General features: G+C 29.0%; 16 protein-coding genes and 19 tRNA genes (1 of these 35 cut by a window edge). 3 read left to right on the forward strand and 32 right to left on the reverse strand.

Annotated elements, in window-relative coordinates; translation table 11 throughout:
- The 22 genes from ACZJV1_RS17120 to rph all read right to left on the reverse strand — a co-directional run.
- Positions 1–23 (reverse strand) — tRNA-Gly (locus ACZJV1_RS17120); it reaches 52 nt to the left of the window's first position.
- Positions 24–49: 26 nt separating this feature from the next.
- A tRNA-Leu gene (locus ACZJV1_RS17125) sits at positions 50–133 on the reverse strand.
- Positions 134–141: 8 nt separating this feature from the next.
- A tRNA-Lys gene (locus tag ACZJV1_RS17130) sits at positions 142–217 on the reverse strand.
- A 4-nt stretch (positions 218–221) separates the two neighbouring features.
- Positions 222–296 (reverse strand) — tRNA-Gln (locus tag ACZJV1_RS17135).
- 5 nt (positions 297–301) lie between these two features.
- Positions 302–377 (reverse strand) — tRNA-His (locus ACZJV1_RS17140).
- Positions 378–382: 5 nt separating this feature from the next.
- Positions 383–459: transfer RNA gene (locus tag ACZJV1_RS17145), tRNA-Arg, on the reverse strand.
- A gap of 4 nt (positions 460–463) precedes the next feature.
- Positions 464–537: transfer RNA gene (locus ACZJV1_RS17150), tRNA-Gly, on the reverse strand.
- A gap of 4 nt (positions 538–541) precedes the next feature.
- A tRNA-Gly gene (locus tag ACZJV1_RS17155) sits at positions 542–616 on the reverse strand.
- A gap of 26 nt (positions 617–642) precedes the next feature.
- A tRNA-Leu gene (locus tag ACZJV1_RS17160) sits at positions 643–726 on the reverse strand.
- Positions 727–734: 8 nt separating this feature from the next.
- Positions 735–810 (reverse strand) — tRNA-Lys (locus tag ACZJV1_RS17165).
- A gap of 4 nt (positions 811–814) precedes the next feature.
- Positions 815–889: transfer RNA gene (locus ACZJV1_RS17170), tRNA-Gln, on the reverse strand.
- Between the two features lie 5 nt (positions 890–894).
- Positions 895–970: transfer RNA gene (locus ACZJV1_RS17175), tRNA-His, on the reverse strand.
- Positions 971–975: 5 nt separating this feature from the next.
- Positions 976–1051, reverse strand: a tRNA-Lys gene (locus ACZJV1_RS17180).
- Between the two features lie 5 nt (positions 1052–1056).
- A tRNA-Arg gene (locus tag ACZJV1_RS17185) sits at positions 1057–1133 on the reverse strand.
- 27 nt (positions 1134–1160) lie between these two features.
- A tRNA-Gly gene (locus ACZJV1_RS17190) sits at positions 1161–1234 on the reverse strand.
- A gap of 15 nt (positions 1235–1249) precedes the next feature.
- A tRNA-Pro gene (locus tag ACZJV1_RS17195) sits at positions 1250–1325 on the reverse strand.
- 4 nt (positions 1326–1329) lie between these two features.
- A tRNA-Arg gene (locus ACZJV1_RS17200) sits at positions 1330–1406 on the reverse strand.
- 81 nt (positions 1407–1487) lie between these two features.
- A tRNA-Gly gene (locus ACZJV1_RS17205) sits at positions 1488–1561 on the reverse strand.
- A gap of 15 nt (positions 1562–1576) precedes the next feature.
- Positions 1577–1652 (reverse strand) — tRNA-Pro (locus tag ACZJV1_RS17210).
- A gap of 156 nt (positions 1653–1808) precedes the next feature.
- A complete protein-coding gene (locus tag ACZJV1_RS17215; protein ID WP_463650880.1) occupies positions 1809–2288 on the reverse strand; it encodes a YfcE family phosphodiesterase in 480 nt (159 codons plus the stop codon).
- Between the two features lie 10 nt (positions 2289–2298).
- Entirely contained in the window at positions 2299–2910 is a 612-nt protein-coding gene (locus ACZJV1_RS17220; protein ID WP_460289209.1) for an XTP/dITP diphosphatase, read from the reverse strand.
- 5 nt (positions 2911–2915) lie between these two features.
- Positions 2916–3662: a ribonuclease PH gene (gene rph, locus ACZJV1_RS17225; protein WP_463650881.1), complete on the reverse strand. Its 747-nt coding sequence runs from the start codon at positions 3660–3662 to the stop codon at positions 2916–2918.
- Between the two features lie 96 nt (positions 3663–3758).
- On the opposite strand from rph, the gene ACZJV1_RS17230 reads away from it, so the two are divergent.
- Positions 3759–5303: a hypothetical protein gene (locus ACZJV1_RS17230; RefSeq protein WP_463650882.1), complete on the forward strand. Its 1545-nt coding sequence runs from the start codon at positions 3759–3761 to the stop codon at positions 5301–5303.
- Positions 5304–5365: 62 nt separating this feature from the next.
- Here the strand turns inward: ACZJV1_RS17230 and ACZJV1_RS17235 are convergent, their stop codons facing one another.
- A complete protein-coding gene (locus tag ACZJV1_RS17235; protein ID WP_463650883.1) occupies positions 5366–6868 on the reverse strand; it encodes an ABC transporter substrate-binding protein in 1503 nt (500 codons plus the stop codon).
- A gap of 161 nt (positions 6869–7029) precedes the next feature.
- Between ACZJV1_RS17235 and ACZJV1_RS17240 the strand changes: the two genes are divergently transcribed.
- Positions 7030–7290, forward strand: coding sequence for a hypothetical protein (locus tag ACZJV1_RS17240; RefSeq protein WP_322379388.1), 261 nt, complete (start codon positions 7030–7032; stop codon positions 7288–7290).
- A gap of 153 nt (positions 7291–7443) precedes the next feature.
- On the opposite strand, the gene ACZJV1_RS17245 is transcribed toward ACZJV1_RS17240, so the two are convergent.
- The 3 genes from ACZJV1_RS17245 to ACZJV1_RS17255 form a co-directional block, all read right to left on the reverse strand.
- Positions 7444–8988: a sensor histidine kinase gene (locus tag ACZJV1_RS17245; protein ID WP_463650884.1), complete on the reverse strand. Its 1545-nt coding sequence runs from the start codon at positions 8986–8988 to the stop codon at positions 7444–7446.
- Positions 8989–9016: 28 nt separating this feature from the next.
- Complete coding sequence (locus tag ACZJV1_RS17250; RefSeq protein ID WP_463650885.1) at positions 9017–9715, reverse strand: response regulator transcription factor; 699 nt, start codon at positions 9713–9715, stop codon at positions 9017–9019.
- 275 nt (positions 9716–9990) lie between these two features.
- Positions 9991–10290 carry a thioredoxin family protein gene (locus ACZJV1_RS17255; protein ID WP_463650886.1) on the reverse strand — a complete coding sequence of 100 codons (300 nt, stop codon included), beginning with the start codon at positions 10288–10290 and terminating at the stop codon, positions 9991–9993.
- 109 nt (positions 10291–10399) lie between these two features.
- Between ACZJV1_RS17255 and ACZJV1_RS17260 the strand changes: the two genes are divergently transcribed.
- Positions 10400–11107: a superoxide dismutase gene (locus tag ACZJV1_RS17260; protein ID WP_463650887.1), complete on the forward strand. Its 708-nt coding sequence runs from the start codon at positions 10400–10402 to the stop codon at positions 11105–11107.
- Between the two features lie 145 nt (positions 11108–11252).
- Here the strand turns inward: ACZJV1_RS17260 and ACZJV1_RS17265 are convergent, their stop codons facing one another.
- The 6 genes from ACZJV1_RS17265 to ACZJV1_RS17290 all read right to left on the reverse strand — a co-directional run bounded on the left by ACZJV1_RS17265 (position 11253) and on the right by ACZJV1_RS17290 (position 18047).
- A complete protein-coding gene (locus tag ACZJV1_RS17265; protein WP_463650888.1) occupies positions 11253–12362 on the reverse strand; it encodes an ABC transporter ATP-binding protein in 1110 nt (369 codons plus the stop codon).
- Positions 12363–12386: 24 nt separating this feature from the next.
- Positions 12387–12863, reverse strand: coding sequence for a hypothetical protein (locus ACZJV1_RS17270; protein WP_463650889.1), 477 nt, complete (start codon positions 12861–12863; stop codon positions 12387–12389).
- 262 nt (positions 12864–13125) lie between these two features.
- Positions 13126–15225, reverse strand: coding sequence for a HelD family protein (locus tag ACZJV1_RS17275; protein ID WP_463650890.1), 2100 nt, complete (start codon positions 15223–15225; stop codon positions 13126–13128).
- Positions 15226–15323: 98 nt separating this feature from the next.
- Positions 15324–17216 (reverse strand): ATP-dependent zinc metalloprotease FtsH, encoded by a 1893-nt coding sequence (ftsH, locus tag ACZJV1_RS17280; protein ID WP_463650891.1) that lies wholly within the window; start codon positions 17214–17216, stop codon positions 15324–15326.
- A 25-nt stretch (positions 17217–17241) separates the two neighbouring features.
- Complete coding sequence (lepB, locus tag ACZJV1_RS17285; protein WP_463650892.1) at positions 17242–17805, reverse strand: signal peptidase I; 564 nt, start codon at positions 17803–17805, stop codon at positions 17242–17244.
- Positions 17802–18047 (reverse strand): DUF3006 domain-containing protein, encoded by a 246-nt coding sequence (locus ACZJV1_RS17290; protein WP_463650893.1) that lies wholly within the window; start codon positions 18045–18047, stop codon positions 17802–17804. The genes lepB and ACZJV1_RS17290 overlap by 4 nt, the downstream gene beginning before the upstream one ends.
- Between the last annotated feature and the right edge of the window lie 152 nt (positions 18048–18199).

Below are 18199 nucleotides of genomic sequence, written 5' to 3' on the forward strand. Positions count from 1 at the left end.
CTCTACCATTGAGCCACTTCCGCTTATGCTAATATTATTTTAATATATATGGTGCAGATGAAGGGAGTCGAACCCCCACGCCAATGGCGCTAGATCCTAAGTCTAGTGCGTCTGCCAATTCCGCCACATCTGCATATATATTGGTGGCTTACCCGGGAATCGAACCCGGTACACCTTGATTAAAAGTCAAGTGCTCTACCGAATGAGCTAGTAAACCAAGTTGGCTGGGATAGCAGGATTTGAACCTACGAATACCGCAGTCAAAGTGCGGTGCCTTACCGCTTGGCGATATCCCAGCGTATGGGGTGAACGATGGGACTCGAACCCACGACAACCAGTGCCACAAACTGGCGCTCTACCAACTGAACTACGTTCACCATAATGGTGCGTGTTAAGAGATTCGAACTCCTGGCCCACGCCTTAGAAGGGCGTTGCTCTATCCAGCTGAGCTAAACACGCGTATTGGAGCGGGTGATGAGAATCGAACTCACGTAACTTGCTTGGAAGGCAAGGGCTCTACCATTGAGCTACACCCGCATATTGGAGCGAAAGACGGGACTCGAACCCGCAACATTCACCTTGGCAAGGTGACGCTCTACCATTGAGCCACTTCCGCTTATGCTAATATTATTTTAATATATATGGTGCAGATGAAGGGAGTCGAACCCCCACGCCAATGGCGCTAGATCCTAAGTCTAGTGCGTCTGCCAATTCCGCCACATCTGCATATATATTGGTGGCTTACCCGGGAATCGAACCCGGTACACCTTGATTAAAAGTCAAGTGCTCTACCGAATGAGCTAGTAAACCAAGTTGGCTGGGATAGCAGGATTTGAACCTACGAATACCGCAGTCAAAGTGCGGTGCCTTACCGCTTGGCGATATCCCAGCGTATGGGGTGAACGATGGGACTCGAACCCACGACAACCAGTGCCACAAACTGGCGCTCTACCAACTGAACTACGTTCACCATAATGGTGCGTCATCAGGGGATCGAACCCGGGACACCCTGATTAAGAGTCAGGTGCTCTACCAACTGAGCTAATGACGCATATCTGGTGCGTGTTAAGAGATTCGAACTCCTGGCCCACGCCTTAGAAGGGCGTTGCTCTATCCAGCTGAGCTAAACACGCATATTACCATTAATATATTATGTTTAATGGAGCGGGTGATGAGAATCGAACTCACGTAACTTGCTTGGAAGGCAAGGGCTCTACCATTGAGCTACACCCGCATATTATGTTTTAAGTGGTCGGGGTGACAGGGATTGAACCTGCGACCTCATGGTCCCAAACCACGCGCGCTCCCATCTGCGCCACACCCCGGCAATGGTGCGTGTTAAGAGATTCGAACTCCTGGCCCACGCCTTAGAAGGGCGTTGCTCTATCCAGCTGAGCTAAACACGCATATTCGTTAAATGACATTAATTATTTTATATCATTAATTGCCACTTGTCAATATTTTTTTAAATCACATTTTAAAAAAATTGGAGCGGGTGATGAGAATCGAACTCACGTAACTTGCTTGGAAGGCAAGGGCTCTACCATTGAGCTACACCCGCATATTATGTTTTAAGTGGTCGGGGTGACAGGGATTGAACCTGCGACCTCATGGTCCCAAACCACGCGCGCTCCCATCTGCGCCACACCCCGATATACTCTATATCTTTCAGCGACAATGTTTATTCTACAATAGGAATAGCAATCCGTCAATACATTTTTAAAAAAATAATCTATATATAAGAATTTTAGAGGTTTAAATAGATATTTAAAAATAATGCCTATTTATAACGGATTGCATAAAATTTATCATTCTATTTCTTTTAAATAAATCTTAGTTTTATTGTTATCTAATATTTCTATAAATCCCAAAGTCTTCTTAGCTCTTCCATAAGGTAGTGTTACACTTCCTGGATTCATTATAGTTAATCCATCATGTTCACTTATTAAGGCCTTATGAGAATGTCCAAAAAGAACTATGTTAGCACCTACTTCTTTTCCCTTATAGAATATAGTATTATATTCATTCTTTACATTATACATATGTCCATGAGTAATAAATAGTTTCAAACCCATTATTTCAATAATTCTTTCACTGGGATAATCCATAGTAACATCACAATTCCCTTTAACTGCATAGATCTCTCCCTTAAAATCATCCATTAATATTTTTATATCTGATGCCCCATCTCCACAATGTAATATAATATCTACATCTACTAAATACTTTTTTATAGAAATTAAAGATGAAGCTTCATAATGAGAATCACTCAATACAGCAATTTTCATATTCTTCCTCCTATAAAAGTTCTTTTATAATTGCATCAACTTTTTTTAAAGCAGCCCCTCTATGGGATATTTCATTTTTTTCTTTAATTGTCATCTCTGCTAATGTCTTATTAAGAGGTTCATACAAAAATAATGGATCGTATCCAAAACCATCTTTTCCTCTTCCCTCTTCTAATATATATCCCTCTACCGTTCCAGTCACTGATTTATATGATTTTTTTTCATCTATTAAAGCTAGTTGACATACAAATCTAGCTTTTCTATTTTTATAACTAACGCCCTTTAATCTTATAAGTAATTTCTCATTATTTTTCTTATCATTTCCATGTTCTCCTGCATATCTTGCTGAGTAAACTCCAGGTTCTCCATTTAAGTATTCAACTTCTAAACCTGAATCATCTGACATTACGATAAAATCGCTTTCGCCTCTGTTTATTAATTCTTTATATATCTCTTCGCTTTTCTTTTTTGCATTTTCTTCAAATGTTATACCATCTTCTTCTACATCTATATCTACTCCTATATCATTTAAAGAAAGTACTTTAAGTGGTATATTTTCTAAGACTTTTTTTATTTCTTTTATCTTTCCTTGGTTATTGCTTGCTATTATAAGTTTCTTCATAAGTATTACTTACCTCCAGTACCTATCCAAAGGGCATCCATCTTTAAGGATTCTTTTTGTATTTGTACCATTTGTTTTATTCCCTTTTGTGCTAAATCCAAAAGTTCATTTAAATCACTTCTACTAAATGGTGATTCTTCACCAGTACCTTGTATTTCTATGAATTCACCTTCATCTGTAGCTATAACATTCATATCAACCTTTGCATTAGAATCTTCTTCATAACATAAGTCTATAACTTTTTCATTCTTTACTATTCCTACACTAGTTGCACTTACAAAGTTTCTTATTGGATAAACATCAAAAGGTTTCTCCTTATGAAGCTTATTTATAGCATCTACCAAAGCTACAAAAGCTCCAGTTATTGATGCAGTTCTAGTTCCACCATCAGCTTGAATAACATCACAATCTATCCATATTGTTTTTTCTCCAAGTGCTTTTAGATCCATAACTGACCTTAAAGCTCTTCCTATTAACCTTTGTATCTCCATAGTTCTTCCATCCAGCTTTAGTCTAGCTATATCCCTAACTTTTCTAGTTCCTGTTGATCTTGGAAGCATATTATACTCTGCTGTTATCCAACCTTCTCCTTGACCCTTTAAAAAAGGCGGAACTTTATCTTCTATGGATGCAGTACAAATCACCTTTGTATCTCCAACCTCTATTAATACAGATCCCTCTGCATATTTTGTATATCCTCTAGTTATTTTTGTAGCTCTTACTTGCTCATTTTTTCTTCCATCTATTCTCATGATTTGCCTCCAATTCTTAATATTATTAAAATTTATGCACTATTTTAATATTAACCTCATATTATTAATATAAGGATTAATGAAGAGGTGAATAAATTGCGATATATAGGACCATTTTTTAGAATGAATAAACTATCCCAAAAAGAAATTAACGGCCAACTTTTTCACTTATCAAAAGAGGCCATAAGGACATTAGTCCTTGAATCAAAATGTGGATTAGTAGATTCAATTAAAAATTATAAAAAAACATCGTCCTCCATTGATATTACCACATCTGGTAATTTTTCTCCACTACTATGTATATATAGAAAATCTTCTCCTAATTATATTCATAGTAAAAACTATAATGGATTTGATGAGGATTCCTTTAAGAAGGATATATCTCCAATAACTAATGCATTAATGACTACATCAATACTACAATTAACTACTTATTACTCAAGATTTAAAGATGCTGATGAAAGATTATATTCTTATTCTCAAGTATATAAGAAATTAGCAAGAGAACAACTTAATTTTTATTCAATGAACTTAAGAAACAATGAAGGAGTATTTATCGAAAAGAAAAATCTGTCTGAAAATAACCATAAAGGATTCAATCTTTCGGATAAAAGTAATAAATTTAAGTTTTCTGACCAAGCCTGCATGATGGTTGCATATAATCTATATTCAACATTATTTCCAGAAGACGAAATTTCAGAAGACTATAATAAATTTTCATTAGAAATATTACAAATGCTTATAGAGTTTAAGGAAAAAATTTATGAATGTTCTTTCGAGGAAATATGTAAAATACTTACATCCATTAATATTTTTTATAGCTTTTCAAAAAATTTAGATTCTCAAATATTAATTATTGATTTAACAGATTTTCTAATAAATAAATTTGATGAAAAAGACTACTATGTCGATTCTTTAGATTTTACGTGCTTATTTTGCATAAACTTGATGCTGTCATTTAAACATACTCAAATGATTACATTTAACGAAAAGGCAAGGGAAATAAATAATAAACTAGTATCTTTATATGATGATGAAAAGGAAGTTTTCCTTAAACTTTCTGGTAAGAAAGAACTGAAATACTCATGTTTTGATGTTGCTTTCTATTTCTTAGCTATTATTATCTATGCAAAAGAATCTAATAGATATGGTGAATATAGAAATATGATATCATCATTGTATAGAAAGTATTTTATTAACTCAGGTTTAATAACTTGTTGGCCAGAGGCTCCTACATTAGATGATGCTGAAAGATATAAGGGTTTAACATTAAATTCAGCTGATATGCTAGAAGAAAACTTTTTTAGAATGCCAACAACATCAACACCAACTAACTTAGGAATAGCTCCTATTTTTAATAAAAGTATTTCTTACTCTAAAAAAAGAGATTCATTTTTATCATCAAGTTCTTCATTTGATAGCTTTAAAAACATGTATATATATCAATTAATAATTTTTCTATTTAAAGATGACTTTATGAATGAAATTAAACTTATTACATCAGACTCTCCAAAAAAACTAAGTAATAGTACAGATTCTGCTAGTGAACTTACAATCAATGATGTAGCTGATGACCTTACTCAAAGTAATATAACTGCTGTTGAAGAAGAAGAGTTTCTAAACCCTGAAATTAATGAATAATTTGATAGAGATACACTAAATATATAAAACAAATCATAAAGACCTTGGTGTAGCCTTAGTCTTTATGATTTTTCTATTTTATTGTAATCTATATTCCCATTTCCATCTAATATCATATTTTTTATTCTACTATTTACGGCTATATTATCATTGTAAAAAACTAAAGGAAGCATTTGATAAGTATTAAATAATTCATCTTCAAGCTTAGAAAATGTATTTAATTTTTCCCCTTCTGTCTTAGCTAATAGTAATTGACTTCTATGCTTTTCTGGAAGAAAGTTTATAAGCACACTATATATAGAGTTATTAGATGATACACTTGAATCTCCTTGAATTAAAGCTATATTATAATAATTTACATCCTTTATTGAAGCAACTTCTTCTTTTGTTATAAGCTTGTAACTTAAGTATATATCAGTATTATTTTTAAACCACTCAACAATATACTCGCAAATTTCCTTATTTTGAGTACTTTCTTCTGCAACTAATACAACTTCTTCAGGTTTATCCCATTGAACTATTTCATTACTCATAACTTTTCTTGCTTGAAGCTTTAGTAAATCTTCTTTATCTTCTCTAAAGTAACTTCCTTCTGCTAATTCTATAAACATACTATTTTCTAATTGATACTGTTCCATAGATCTATTTAATAATCTATATATATCTTTTTTGCCTTCTAATGGTATAATATCGGAATTGGGGTTAAAGGTTAAATACATAGCTTTATTTGATTCTAAAGTTATAAGCCTATTTTCTCTACTCAATCGACTTAATTGGCTTTTAGGTGGATTGATAACTATATCCCTTCCCCCTACTTCAAAAGCTGCCATAGCTAATTCTTCACCTTCATCATCCACAATTTTTATAGTTTCAACTAACTTAGGATTTATATTGCTATTTCTTTTAAGTGTTAATTCTGTTATTGTCATTTCTGAAATTTCATAACATCCTGAATAAATTAACTTATCATAATTTTGTTTTATATTTTCCCATAACAAGACATTTTTTCTAAGTCTATATTGTGGTTCAGTTAGCTCTTTAATGAACTTGTCATCCTTAGAGTTTAATCTAAATACAACATTATCCTCACCAGCTCTTATTCCAACATTTTCAGTAAATGACCCTTCTCCATCCCTAAAGTTTTTAGCTCCATATACATTTAATAAAGCCCCTATATTTTTTTCATTTTCCTCTGTCAATATTTCTCTAAAAAAGGCTACTATATCTTTTGGTGTTATTTGGGTTCCATCACTCCAATAAATATCTGATTTTATTTTAAAGTCATACTCTAATCCATCTTCGCTAACTTTAACACCTTCTGATAATGAAGGTACTATATCTTTAGAAGCATTTAATTCAACTAACCCTCTACTAGTTGCACATACTATATCCTGTACTCTTTTATCTAAATTTCCTACAGATTTAAAGTCAGATGGTACTGAAGATACTGAATATGTAAATACTTCTTTGTTTTCAGTTGTTTCCTTATTTACTACCTCTATAAATCCTAACAAAAATACAATCAATAATATTGTAGATATTACTAATAATATTACTTTTTTCATATATGCTTCTCCTTCTGATTAATATCTTTTTTAAATTATAGACATTTAAGCTAAATACTAATCATGAATATGAAATTTTATACATTTATTTTAATTTAATCTAAATTATATTATTTTCTATGATATAATATTTTTATATAAAAATTTGGAGGTAATATAATATGGACTTAGCTGTTCAAATTTTTCAAATAGTATTCTATAGCATAGGTACTTTGTTTATGATAACTTTCTCTATAATAGGAATATGGAGCTTCATTATCTTTAATAAAACGCATAAAGCTAGAAGAATACAAAATTATCTTTTAGAAAAAATATATCAAGCTATCAATCAAATAACATATAAAAGTAGCAGTTCTCTTAATGAAAATTCTGATGAGGAATTACTTGGTGTTGATGATTTAATAGATGAAGATGAAAATTAAAATTTTCCAATTACAATGGAATAAAGATAATAAAAATGTACTTTATAGAATAAACTTTTTTCAAAAGCCTCTTCTATAAAGTACATTTTTATCTCTTTTCTATTTTCATTTAGAAATAAATACAATTTCATACTAAATAAAACTTTGTAAATTTTATTTTTCAAAGGTTGTAATTACCTTAAATAAGTCTCCATCTATTTCTATATCAAAAGTACCGCCTTGTAATTCAATTATGCTTTTAGCTATGGCAAGCCCTAGTCCAGATCCCTCTGTACTTCTTGATTTATCTCCTCTTTTAAATCTTTCAACAATTTCTTCAGCTGTAAAATCTAACTGATATGATGAAATATTTTTCATTATTATAGATACTTCTTTTTCTTCACTTATAACTTCAATATATACTCTAGATTTTTTCATTGAATATTTAATTATATTATTTATTAAATTTTCAAATGCTCTAAATGTTTTTCTTCCATCTAGAAATAATATAGTTTTTTCATCTGGCCATTTAGTTATTATATTTAATTCTGCTAAGGATATTTTTTCTTCTAACTCACCTAAGATTTGCCTAAGTAATGATACTATATTTAGATCTTCTTTTTGAAGTTCTATACTGCCTGATGCAACTTTTGAAGCTTCAAATAAATCTTCTATTAAAATTTTAAGTCTTTTTGATTTAATATCTAAAACATCTATATACTTATCCCTTTTTTCTTGTGATAAATTTTCTTCCTTTAATAAACCTACATAATTTATTATAGATGTAAGAGGCGTCTTTAAATCATGAGATACATTTGTAATTAATTCACTCTTCATTCTTTCGCTTTTTATAGCCTTACTTACAGATTCTCTTAATCCATCTTCTATATTTATAATATTCTTTTCTATATCTTTAAGAATAATCATTTGATTATCTTTAACTTCTTTTTCATACTCTCCATTTGTAATTTGATTTGATTTGATTTTTAATACATTCACTTCTCCAAGTATTGTGATTATATAGGCAGTCAATAATATCATATATAAAATGACATATGTTTGCGCTGTTAATACTATATTATATGGCCAGTAGTAATAATGTATAATAATTACTTTAATACACACTAATGCTAATATTGTTAGCAATATTAATATGCTTACTTTTACTCCTGTAGCTTTTATCATATAACATTGTTTAATTTTATTTATTACGATAACTAAAAATTCTTTTATCATAAATTTAATAGGCTTCTGCTTTTTTCTTATAATTAGTATTATATCTTTTATGAATAAGGATGTTAATATTACAAATATTAATGTAGATAGTATTATAAAATTAGAATATAGCCCTCCATCATAATATCTAATAACATTATATCTTAATTCATTTATAAGAAATATTAGCAAAATAGGAATTATAATTTTTATATCCATTGGTAATTTTTTATACATAATTGCTAAATATTTTTTTAATATAAATTTACTAGAACTTCGTTTTTTTCTTATAATTAGTATTATATCTTTTATAAATAAATATGTTGGTAGTATAAATATTAATGTAGCTAGTATTATAAAATTACAATACAGTCCTCCATTATAGTACGGAGCAACATTATAATCTAACTCATTTATAAGATATACTAACAAGACAGGAACCATAATTTTTATATCCATTGGTAGTTTTATATATAATTTTTCCATTGATTTTATTAGAATCACTCCCTCCTAAATTTAATTATAAAAGTACTTATTTTTTGTCAATTTTGTATCCAACTCCCCAAACTACCTTTAGATATTGAGGATTTCTGGGATCTACCTCTATCTTCTCCCTAATCCTTCTTATATGTACAGTTACTGTATCTACGTTATATGCAACTTCATTCCAAACTCTTTCATATATCTCTTCTATAGAAAATACCCTTCCTAAATTGCCCATAAGAAGACTTAAAATTTTAAATTCTAGTGGTGTTAGCTTGGCCTCTTTTCCATTAACAGTTACTTCTTTATTATTATTATTTAATTCTAATCCTCCAACTATAATTTTTTCATTATTTTCTTCTTTATTTATAGAAGAAAATCTTGTATATCTTCTTATTTGTGAATTTACCCTTGCTATAAGTTCTAACGGATTAAATGGCTTAGTTATGTAATCATCTGCTCCTAGGTTTAATGCTAAAATTTTATCTGAATCCTCCGATTTAGCAGATAGCATTATTATTGGTATTTCTTTTTCCTTTCTAAGTTCAATTGTGGCTCTAGTACCATTAAGATTAGGCATCATTATATCCATTATTATTAAATGTATACTTTCTTCTTTAGCTATCTTTAAAGCTTGTATTCCATCATAAGCAATAAATACATTATATCCTTCATTTATAAGATAAATCTCTATTGCTTCTGTAATTTCCTTATCGTCATCTACTACTAAAATGCTTAACTTACTCATAAGTCCTCCCAATATCTTTTTATTAATATTTTACCATAATATAGATATTAAGTAACCTTACTCTTATTAATAAGTTTAATTTGAGAAAATTAAGAAACTGCTATCATATTTATTAAAAGTTTCTTAATAAAAAAGTGGACATATGTAAGTTTACTTATTCCGTCACTCCGCTCCAAGCCAACGCAAACTTACATATGTCCACTTACAAACTTAAGGTAAGGCTAATTTTTCACATTGAATTACTAAAAGCATTATATAATCACATTTTCAAACCTTTACCTATAAATTAAACTATAATATCTATCTATTGAATTTTTAAATTCTAAAACATCAAAATATCTTCCTAATCTCAATGCTTCTTTTCCATTAATAAATAATAATAAAATAGGTAGTGAAAATATATCATGTTGTGCTGCTAACTCTTTATTTTTTATTGCATTAATTTCTAAAAATTTTATTTCATTATATTCTTTTATTAAAAATTGAACTTTCTCCTTAATAGCATCACATGCTCCACAATCTGATCCACTAAAATATACTATACTTATTGCATTATTTTTTATTAATTCTTCCATACTATCACCAACTTTTCCTTAAATTATCAATATAACTATTATATCACTTTCACTATTTATTTATAAAATAATATTTTAAAACAAATACTAACTTAGGAGGTGAAATAAAATGAACAAGAAACTTAACTTTTTATCATTAATAGCTTTATCACTTATTACTTTTTTAACTTTAATACCATCATCTTTAGCTACAGGTAAAAGCTTAGGAGATGCACAATTTCAACTTAAGCCACTACCATACGCTTATGATGCATTAGAACCATATATTGATAAAGAAACTATGATGCTTCATCATGATAAACATGAACAGGCTTATTTAGATAATTTAAATAAAGCTATTGCTAAACATCCTGAATTATATTCTAAGGGCATAGAAGGAATCTTAAAGGATTTAGATTCAATCCCATCTGATATAAAGCAAACTGTTATAAACAACGCAGGTGGTGTATATAATCATGACTTCTTCTGGAGTATAATGAGCCCAAAGAAAAATCAAAGTCCTAAAGGAGATTTATTAAATGCAATAAATAGAGATTTTGAGTCTTATGATAATTTTAAGGCTAAATTCAAAGAAGCTGCATTAGGTAGATTTGGATCTGGTTGGGCTTGGTTAGTTTTCGATAAGGATGGTAAATTGTCTATAATTTCTACAGCAAATCAAGACTCTCCTATATCTATAGGTTTAACTCCTATTATAGGAATAGATGTTTGGGAACATGCATATTACCTTAAATATCAAAATAGACGTGCTGAATACATAGATAATTGGTGGAATATAGTTAATTGGGAACAAGCCGAAAAAAATTATAAAAAATAATTTCAAAAATATTTATTTTTTATATAGCTAATGCATATTTAATAAAGAGGTTTATATTATGCTTACTAAACTTCTTTAGTTTACCTTTGTTAATTACATAAAGGGGTACGCGTTTCACGCACCCCTTTTCAGATTCTTGAATTTATTAGAATATTGTGTTTTGTTCTTCCTTATCGAAAATATGAATTTTGTTAGCATCAAATCCAAATTCTATTGAATCTCCAATTTTATAATCAGCACCGGTTCTTGATTTAATTATAAAGTTTGCTCCATCCTTCTTAACATGGATATATGTTTCTGCTCCTAAGTTTTCCTTTAAGTCAACTTCTCCCTTAAAAGTAACAACTCCTGGATTAGCCAACTCTTCTTTTAAATGATAAATATTTTCTGGTCTTATACCAACTATAACTTCTATATTTTCAGCATTCTTTTCTTTTACGATCTTAACTTTATCAGCTGGAATTTCAACTAATTCATCAAATACCTTAACATAGTTTTTACCATCTTTAACTAAGTTTTGCCCATATGTCATATTCATTTGAGGACTTCCTATAAATCCTGCAACAAAAAAGTTTGCTGGATGATTATAGATTTCAGTTGGTGAATCAACTTGTTGAATAACTCCATCTTTCATAACAACTATTCTTGTTCCTAAAGTCATTGCTTCTGTTTGGTCATGTGTTACATATATAAATGTAGTATTTAATTTATTATATAGCTTAGAAATTTCTATTCTCATTTGAACTCTTAACTTAGCATCAAGATTTGATAAAGGTTCATCCATTAAGAATACTTTTGGACTTCTAACTATAGCTCTTCCCATAGCAACCCTTTGTCTTTGTCCCCCTGATAAAGCTTTTGGTTTTCTGTCTAAAAGATGTTCTATATCTAATATCTTTGCTGCTTCTCTAACTTTTTCATCTATTTCTTGCTTTGGTAGCTTTCTAAGCTTTAATCCGAATGCCATATTTTCATAAACTGTCATATGTGGATATAGTGCATAGTTTTGGAAAACCATAGCTATATCTCTATCTTTTGGAGCTACATCATTTACTAACTTATCATCAATATATAATTCCCCGCCAGATATTTCTTCTAATCCTGCTATCATTCTTAATGTTGTTGATTTACCACATCCTGATGGTCCAACAAAAACTATAAACTCTCTATCTTTAATGTTTAAACTAAAATCTTGTACTGCCTTAAACCCATTTTCATATACTTTTTGAATATTTTTTAAAGTTACGCCTGCCATAATTTTCTCCTCCAATTTTATATATTAATAAAATGCTAATGGATTAACTCTTTTAATTAAATTTGTTAAATTTTCATCCATAGCTAATTGAAATCCTACCATTCCTTCAGCTGTTTTTGCCATATAAATTTTATCTTTTAATCCAGCCTCATCTAAATAAGCCTTTATAATTTTATTGTTTGTTTTATCAACATTTTCTGAATTCTTTACACTTGATATATCTCTTATATTGAAGCTCCCTATTTCTTTTCTCTTACTCTTATTCATTATTTTGAATATTACTAGCTCGTTTCCTGTAAGCTCATATTCATATTCAACTATAATCTTTCTAGATAAAATAAAAATAATTAAATATATTAAAGCAAAGACTGCTGCAATTATAAAGTTAAACATTACTAAAAACAATAGTGCAATAACTAATGATACTTTAGATAGAATATTCAATATTCGCTCTAAACTGCTATAATCTTTAGTCTGGAATTGTTCATAAAAGCACTCCACTCTTCAACCCCCTCCTTTAATATCGTTTACAAAAAGCTTATGTTTTTATTATAATGGCTTTTATTTTAAATTCAATCTTATTAATACCATTATCAATTTTTCTTAAATTATGACTAATAAAAATTTAAATATATTGTGAAATGTTACAAAACAATAATTATTTTATTATTATTTATAAAATAATATCCAGGGATATTACTCTCTGGATATTATTTTTAGTAATAATATTTATTTAAACCTCTATCTTAATGTAAGTATAATTTTATCTAACTTTTATAACTGATAGTCTATGCAGTGCCCTAGTACACATAATATATTTAATTAAATTATCAGTATTCTCATCAAAATCAACAACAATTACAGCATCAAATTCTAATCCCTTTGCATAATATGATGGAATAAGAACTCTTCCTCCTTTATATACTACATCTACATTATTAAATGCTAGTATATTAGTATACTTCTTAAGTTCTGGAGCAATAATATTAAGTTCATCTTTTCCCTTTGTTATAATAGCAATGTTCTCATACTTCTCTTCTTGGTAATCTTCTAATAAATTCAATATAACATCTATTAAATCTTCCTTATCATCTTTAGGAACAACTGTCTCTAAAACATCAAACTCTCCTTTTCTAACAAAAGGAACAACTGCATTTTCATCTAAAAGCTTGCTTGCATATTCCATTATTTGATAAGTTGATCTATAACTTTTATTTAGTTCAAATAACTTAAAGAATCCTCCAAATATATCCTTTAGCTTTAACATAGCTGATGCTTCTTCTGCTTTAATAAGTCTTTGGTTGGAGTCTCCTACTATAGTATAGCTTCTACATCCTGTTAATTCTTTTAAAACTATAAACTGTAACATATTATAATCTTGAGCTTCATCTATAACTATATGCTTTATTTCAGTTTTAGATTTTTTGCCTTCTAATTTTATCATTAGATAAAGAATTGCTGGTAAATCTAAATAAGATAATTCTTCAGTATTTATAAAGTCTTTATATATTTTTACAACACTTTCATTTTCTATCCAATTATCTATTTCATCTTTAGCTTTCATTACTTCTCTAATTACATCTCTTATTTCAAGCTTTCTTCTAAACTCTATATTATTTTCTTCGATGACTAATTCTTCTGCAGATAATCTTGCTTTTTCTTCTTTTGCCTTTATATTAATTTCTCTTACCTTTTCATCTCTTTTGTCTTTTATTTTAGAAATAAGTATCATCTTTATTTTATTACTTCTTCTAAATATCGGCATATATTTATAATGCTTATTAAATAACTCATCTATTTCATTTATAGAAACTATTTCTTCACCTAAAAATTTAACTGGATTAATATTAAAATAGTTTTCCTCTATATTTTCTACTTCTCTATCTAATTTTTCTATAAAATCATTTGATGACTTATATTTTATTTCATTTAGTATACTTTCATTTCCATTTAAAACTTCTTCTAAGTAATAAGTTATATCTTTTACGGTTTCTTGCAAGCCTATTTCCTTATATGCAAAAGATAAAAATGTTTCATTTATTACTGCTGTTTCTCCTAAATTAGGTAAAACTTCTGAAATATAATCCATAAATATATCATTTGGACCCAAAATTAGTACTTTATCAGTTAATTGATCTCTAAAATTATATAAAAGATATGAAATTCTATGAAGTGCTATAGTAGTTTTTCCTGAACCTGCAACACCATTAACTACAATAACCTTATTTCTATCAGCTCTTATTATTTCATCTTGTTCTTTTTGTATTGTATTTACTATATCTTTAAGTTTTTCTCCAGAATTAGATGAAAGAACCATTTGTAGTATTTCATCTTGTATATTTATATCAGAATCAAAATATCCCTCTAACTTAGCCTTTTTTATAATTAATTGTCTTCTTGATAATATATTTACTGGGATTTCTCCTTGTGGGCTTTTATAACTAGTTTTCCCAAGCACCCCTTTATAAAATAATGAGGAAACAGGAGCTCTCCAATCTACAATAACTGGATCATAAGTTCCTTCTGGTGTTAACCCATATCTACCTATATAAAGTTCTTCTGAATACCCATCATCTATAAATCCTATTTTACCAAAGTATGGTGATTCTTTAAGTTTAACAAATTCAGATAATCTTTTATCTATTGTTTTGTAGGATTCCTCCTTTATATATCTCTCATGATCGAAATACTCTATAAGTTTATCTTCATCGTCTCTATATTCTTCAATATATTTTTTTCTGTAGTCAAGTATATATTCTGATATACTTTTTCTTTTTTCTATATATTTAAGTGTTTCTTCATTAAGTATATTTAATGTATTTTTTAGATTTTCTTCTTCTCTTAATAGTTCTATTTTATCCAAGAGTTATTCCCCCTTTGATTTTATATATTTGTATCATTAAGAAAGAGTGTAACAAAAAATTATGTACACCCTTTCGTTAACTATTGCATTGATCTTTTTTAAATTTCTTTTACTTCATCAAATTTCTTATTTTTCTTATCTTTCTTATCTTTTAGTTCTGGATATTTTTCATAAACAAACTCCATAAACTCGTCTCCAAATATAGTTTCTTTCTCTAATAGATATTCTGATATTTTATCAAGCAAATCTCTATTTTCATTTAATAGTTTTCTAGTATTTTTGTGACAAGTTCTTATTATGTTTAATATTTCTTCATCTACAAGAGTTGAAGTATCATCACTACATTCTCTTACCGCTCTTCCATCTAAATACCTATTTTGAACTGATTCTAAAGCCATCATATCAAACTTATCAGTCATACCATAAATAGTGACCATACTTCTTGCTGTTTGAGTTGCTCTCTCAATATCATTAGATGCCCCCGTTGAAACAAGATTAAATACCTCTTCTTCAGCAGATCTACCACCTAATATAACCATTATTTGACTTGTTAATTCTTCTTTTGATACTAAGTATTTTTCTTCTTCTGGTAATTGCATGGTATATCCTAAGGCTCCCATAGTTCTTGGAACTATAGTTATTTTATGAACAGGGTCAGTTTTGTCTAATAAAGCTGCAACAAGTGCGTGACCTACCTCATGAAACGCTACTACCCTTTTTTCCATAGGAGAAAGTATTCTGTCCTTCTTTTCTTTTCCTGCAATTATAACTTCAACAGCTTCTCTTAAATCTTCTTGCATTACAAATTCTCTTCCATGTTTAACTGCTCTTAAAGCTGCTTCATTTACTATATTTGCAAGGTCTGCTCCAACAGCCCCTGGAGTACTCTTTGCAATTTCTTCTAGATTTACATCATCTCCAAGCTTTACCCCTTTAGAGTGTACTTTTAATATATCTATTCTTCCTTTTAAATCAGGTCTATCTACTATTACTCTTCTATCAAATCTACCAGGTCTTAATAGTGCTTTATCTAATATTTCTGGCCTATTTGTAGCTGCTAAAATAACTATAGCTTTTGATGAATCAAAACCATCCATTTGAGTTAGAAGCTGATTTAATGTTTGTTCTCTTTCATCATTTGCTTGAAGCTGAGAATCTCTGCTTTTACCTATAGAATCTATTTCATCTATAAATATTATACATGGAGCATTCTTTTCTGCTTCTTGGAAAAGATCCCTAACTTTAGCAGCTCCCATACCAGCAAACATTTCAACAAAGTTTGATCCTGAAATTGATAAAAATGGTACATTAGCTTCTCCAGCTACAGCCTTAGCAAGCAACGTCTTTCCTGTTCCTGGAGGTCCAACTAAAAGAGCGCCTTTAGGAAGCTTAGCTCCTATATCAGTATATTTTTCAGCATTATTTAAATAGTCTATTATTTCCTTTAAAGACTCCTTAGCTTCATCTTGCCCAGCTACATCATCAAAGGTTATCTTTATATCATTTTCTTTGTAAATCTTAGCATTGCTTTTACCCATTCCCATCATAGGAGGTGTTCCCATTTTTCTTCCGACTTTCCCAGCAATAAACCTAAAAATAAAGAAGAATATTATAGGAGTTATTATCCATGTAATAATAAATTCTATTATATAATTATTTTGAATTGCTTCTGCTCTAAACTCTACACCTGCTTCATTTAAAATGCTTATTAAATTAGGATCATCAACATTTCCTGTGTACAATATTTTACCGCTTATTTTATTACTACTATCTTCCTTAGGTAATATTTTTATTTCACTTGATGAAATTGTAACACTTTCAACTTCCTTATTTTCTATCATACTTAAAAACTCATTATAAGGTATTTCTTGAGTAGTCATAAAATTTTTTGTTGATGTAAAAGCGTATAAAAATAGAATTGCCATAATCGCATAAAATATTGAATACTGCTTTTTCTTATTATTATTTTCTTCTGTATTTTTATTATCCATAATTCTTCCTTTCCATATACTTCCTTTACTCTATTTTCCCAATTTGATTAAAAGGATAAACCTTGATTTGTGCTTTTCCATTTATATCTTTTCCATCTATATAAGGGTTAATCCAGTATCTTGAATCCTTTGACCAAAGTCTATTATCTCCTAGAAAAAAGTATTTTCCTTCTGGAACTTGGTATTCACCATTAAATTTATCCTCAGCTCCTATATAATTCTCTTCAAGCATTTCTCCGTTTACAAATACTTTACCATTTTCTATTTTTATTTTATCTCCTGGTAATCCTATAAGTCTTTTTATTAAAGACTCTTGAAGTTCTTCTGAGTAAAATACTATAATATCTCCTCTTTTAAGCTTCTCAGGATTATAGACTCTTGTAACAAAAAGTCTATCTCCAACATTTAATGTAGGAACCATAGATTCTGATGGTATTAAAACCTTGAATAGTATAAACTTATTTATAAGAACAGCTAATATTATTGCTGAGATTATTGGAATTCCCCACTCATTCATGAAGTTTTTCATAGAATTTTTACTATTTTCTTCTACTTTATTTTCTTCATTTACTTTATCTTTTTCAATCATTCTTCCCATAACCCTTTCATTATTATATTAATTTTTTCACGTCTCAACTTCGTAGCTTCTTCGTCTATAAAGTAAAGACCTTCTTTTTTAATTAAAACATCTCCTTCTTTTACTGTTCCTATTATATCACTTTTTTTAATATTAATTAAACTATTTACTTTTGTTTCTAATATAACATAATCATTCTCAATTCTATCAACTATATACTCAGTTTTATCCATAATATATTTACTATTACTCACCTCTCCACTTTTAAATCTTATATTTTAGTATATCATATTTATTATAAATTTAAATAAATAGATTAAATCTTATTAAGAATAGAATAAATATAAAACCACTATGGTTTCCCATAGTGGTAGAATTTCTTAATTGAAACTAAATATATTTTTAT

Source organism: Clostridium sp. LS3, from assembly GCF_055330225.1.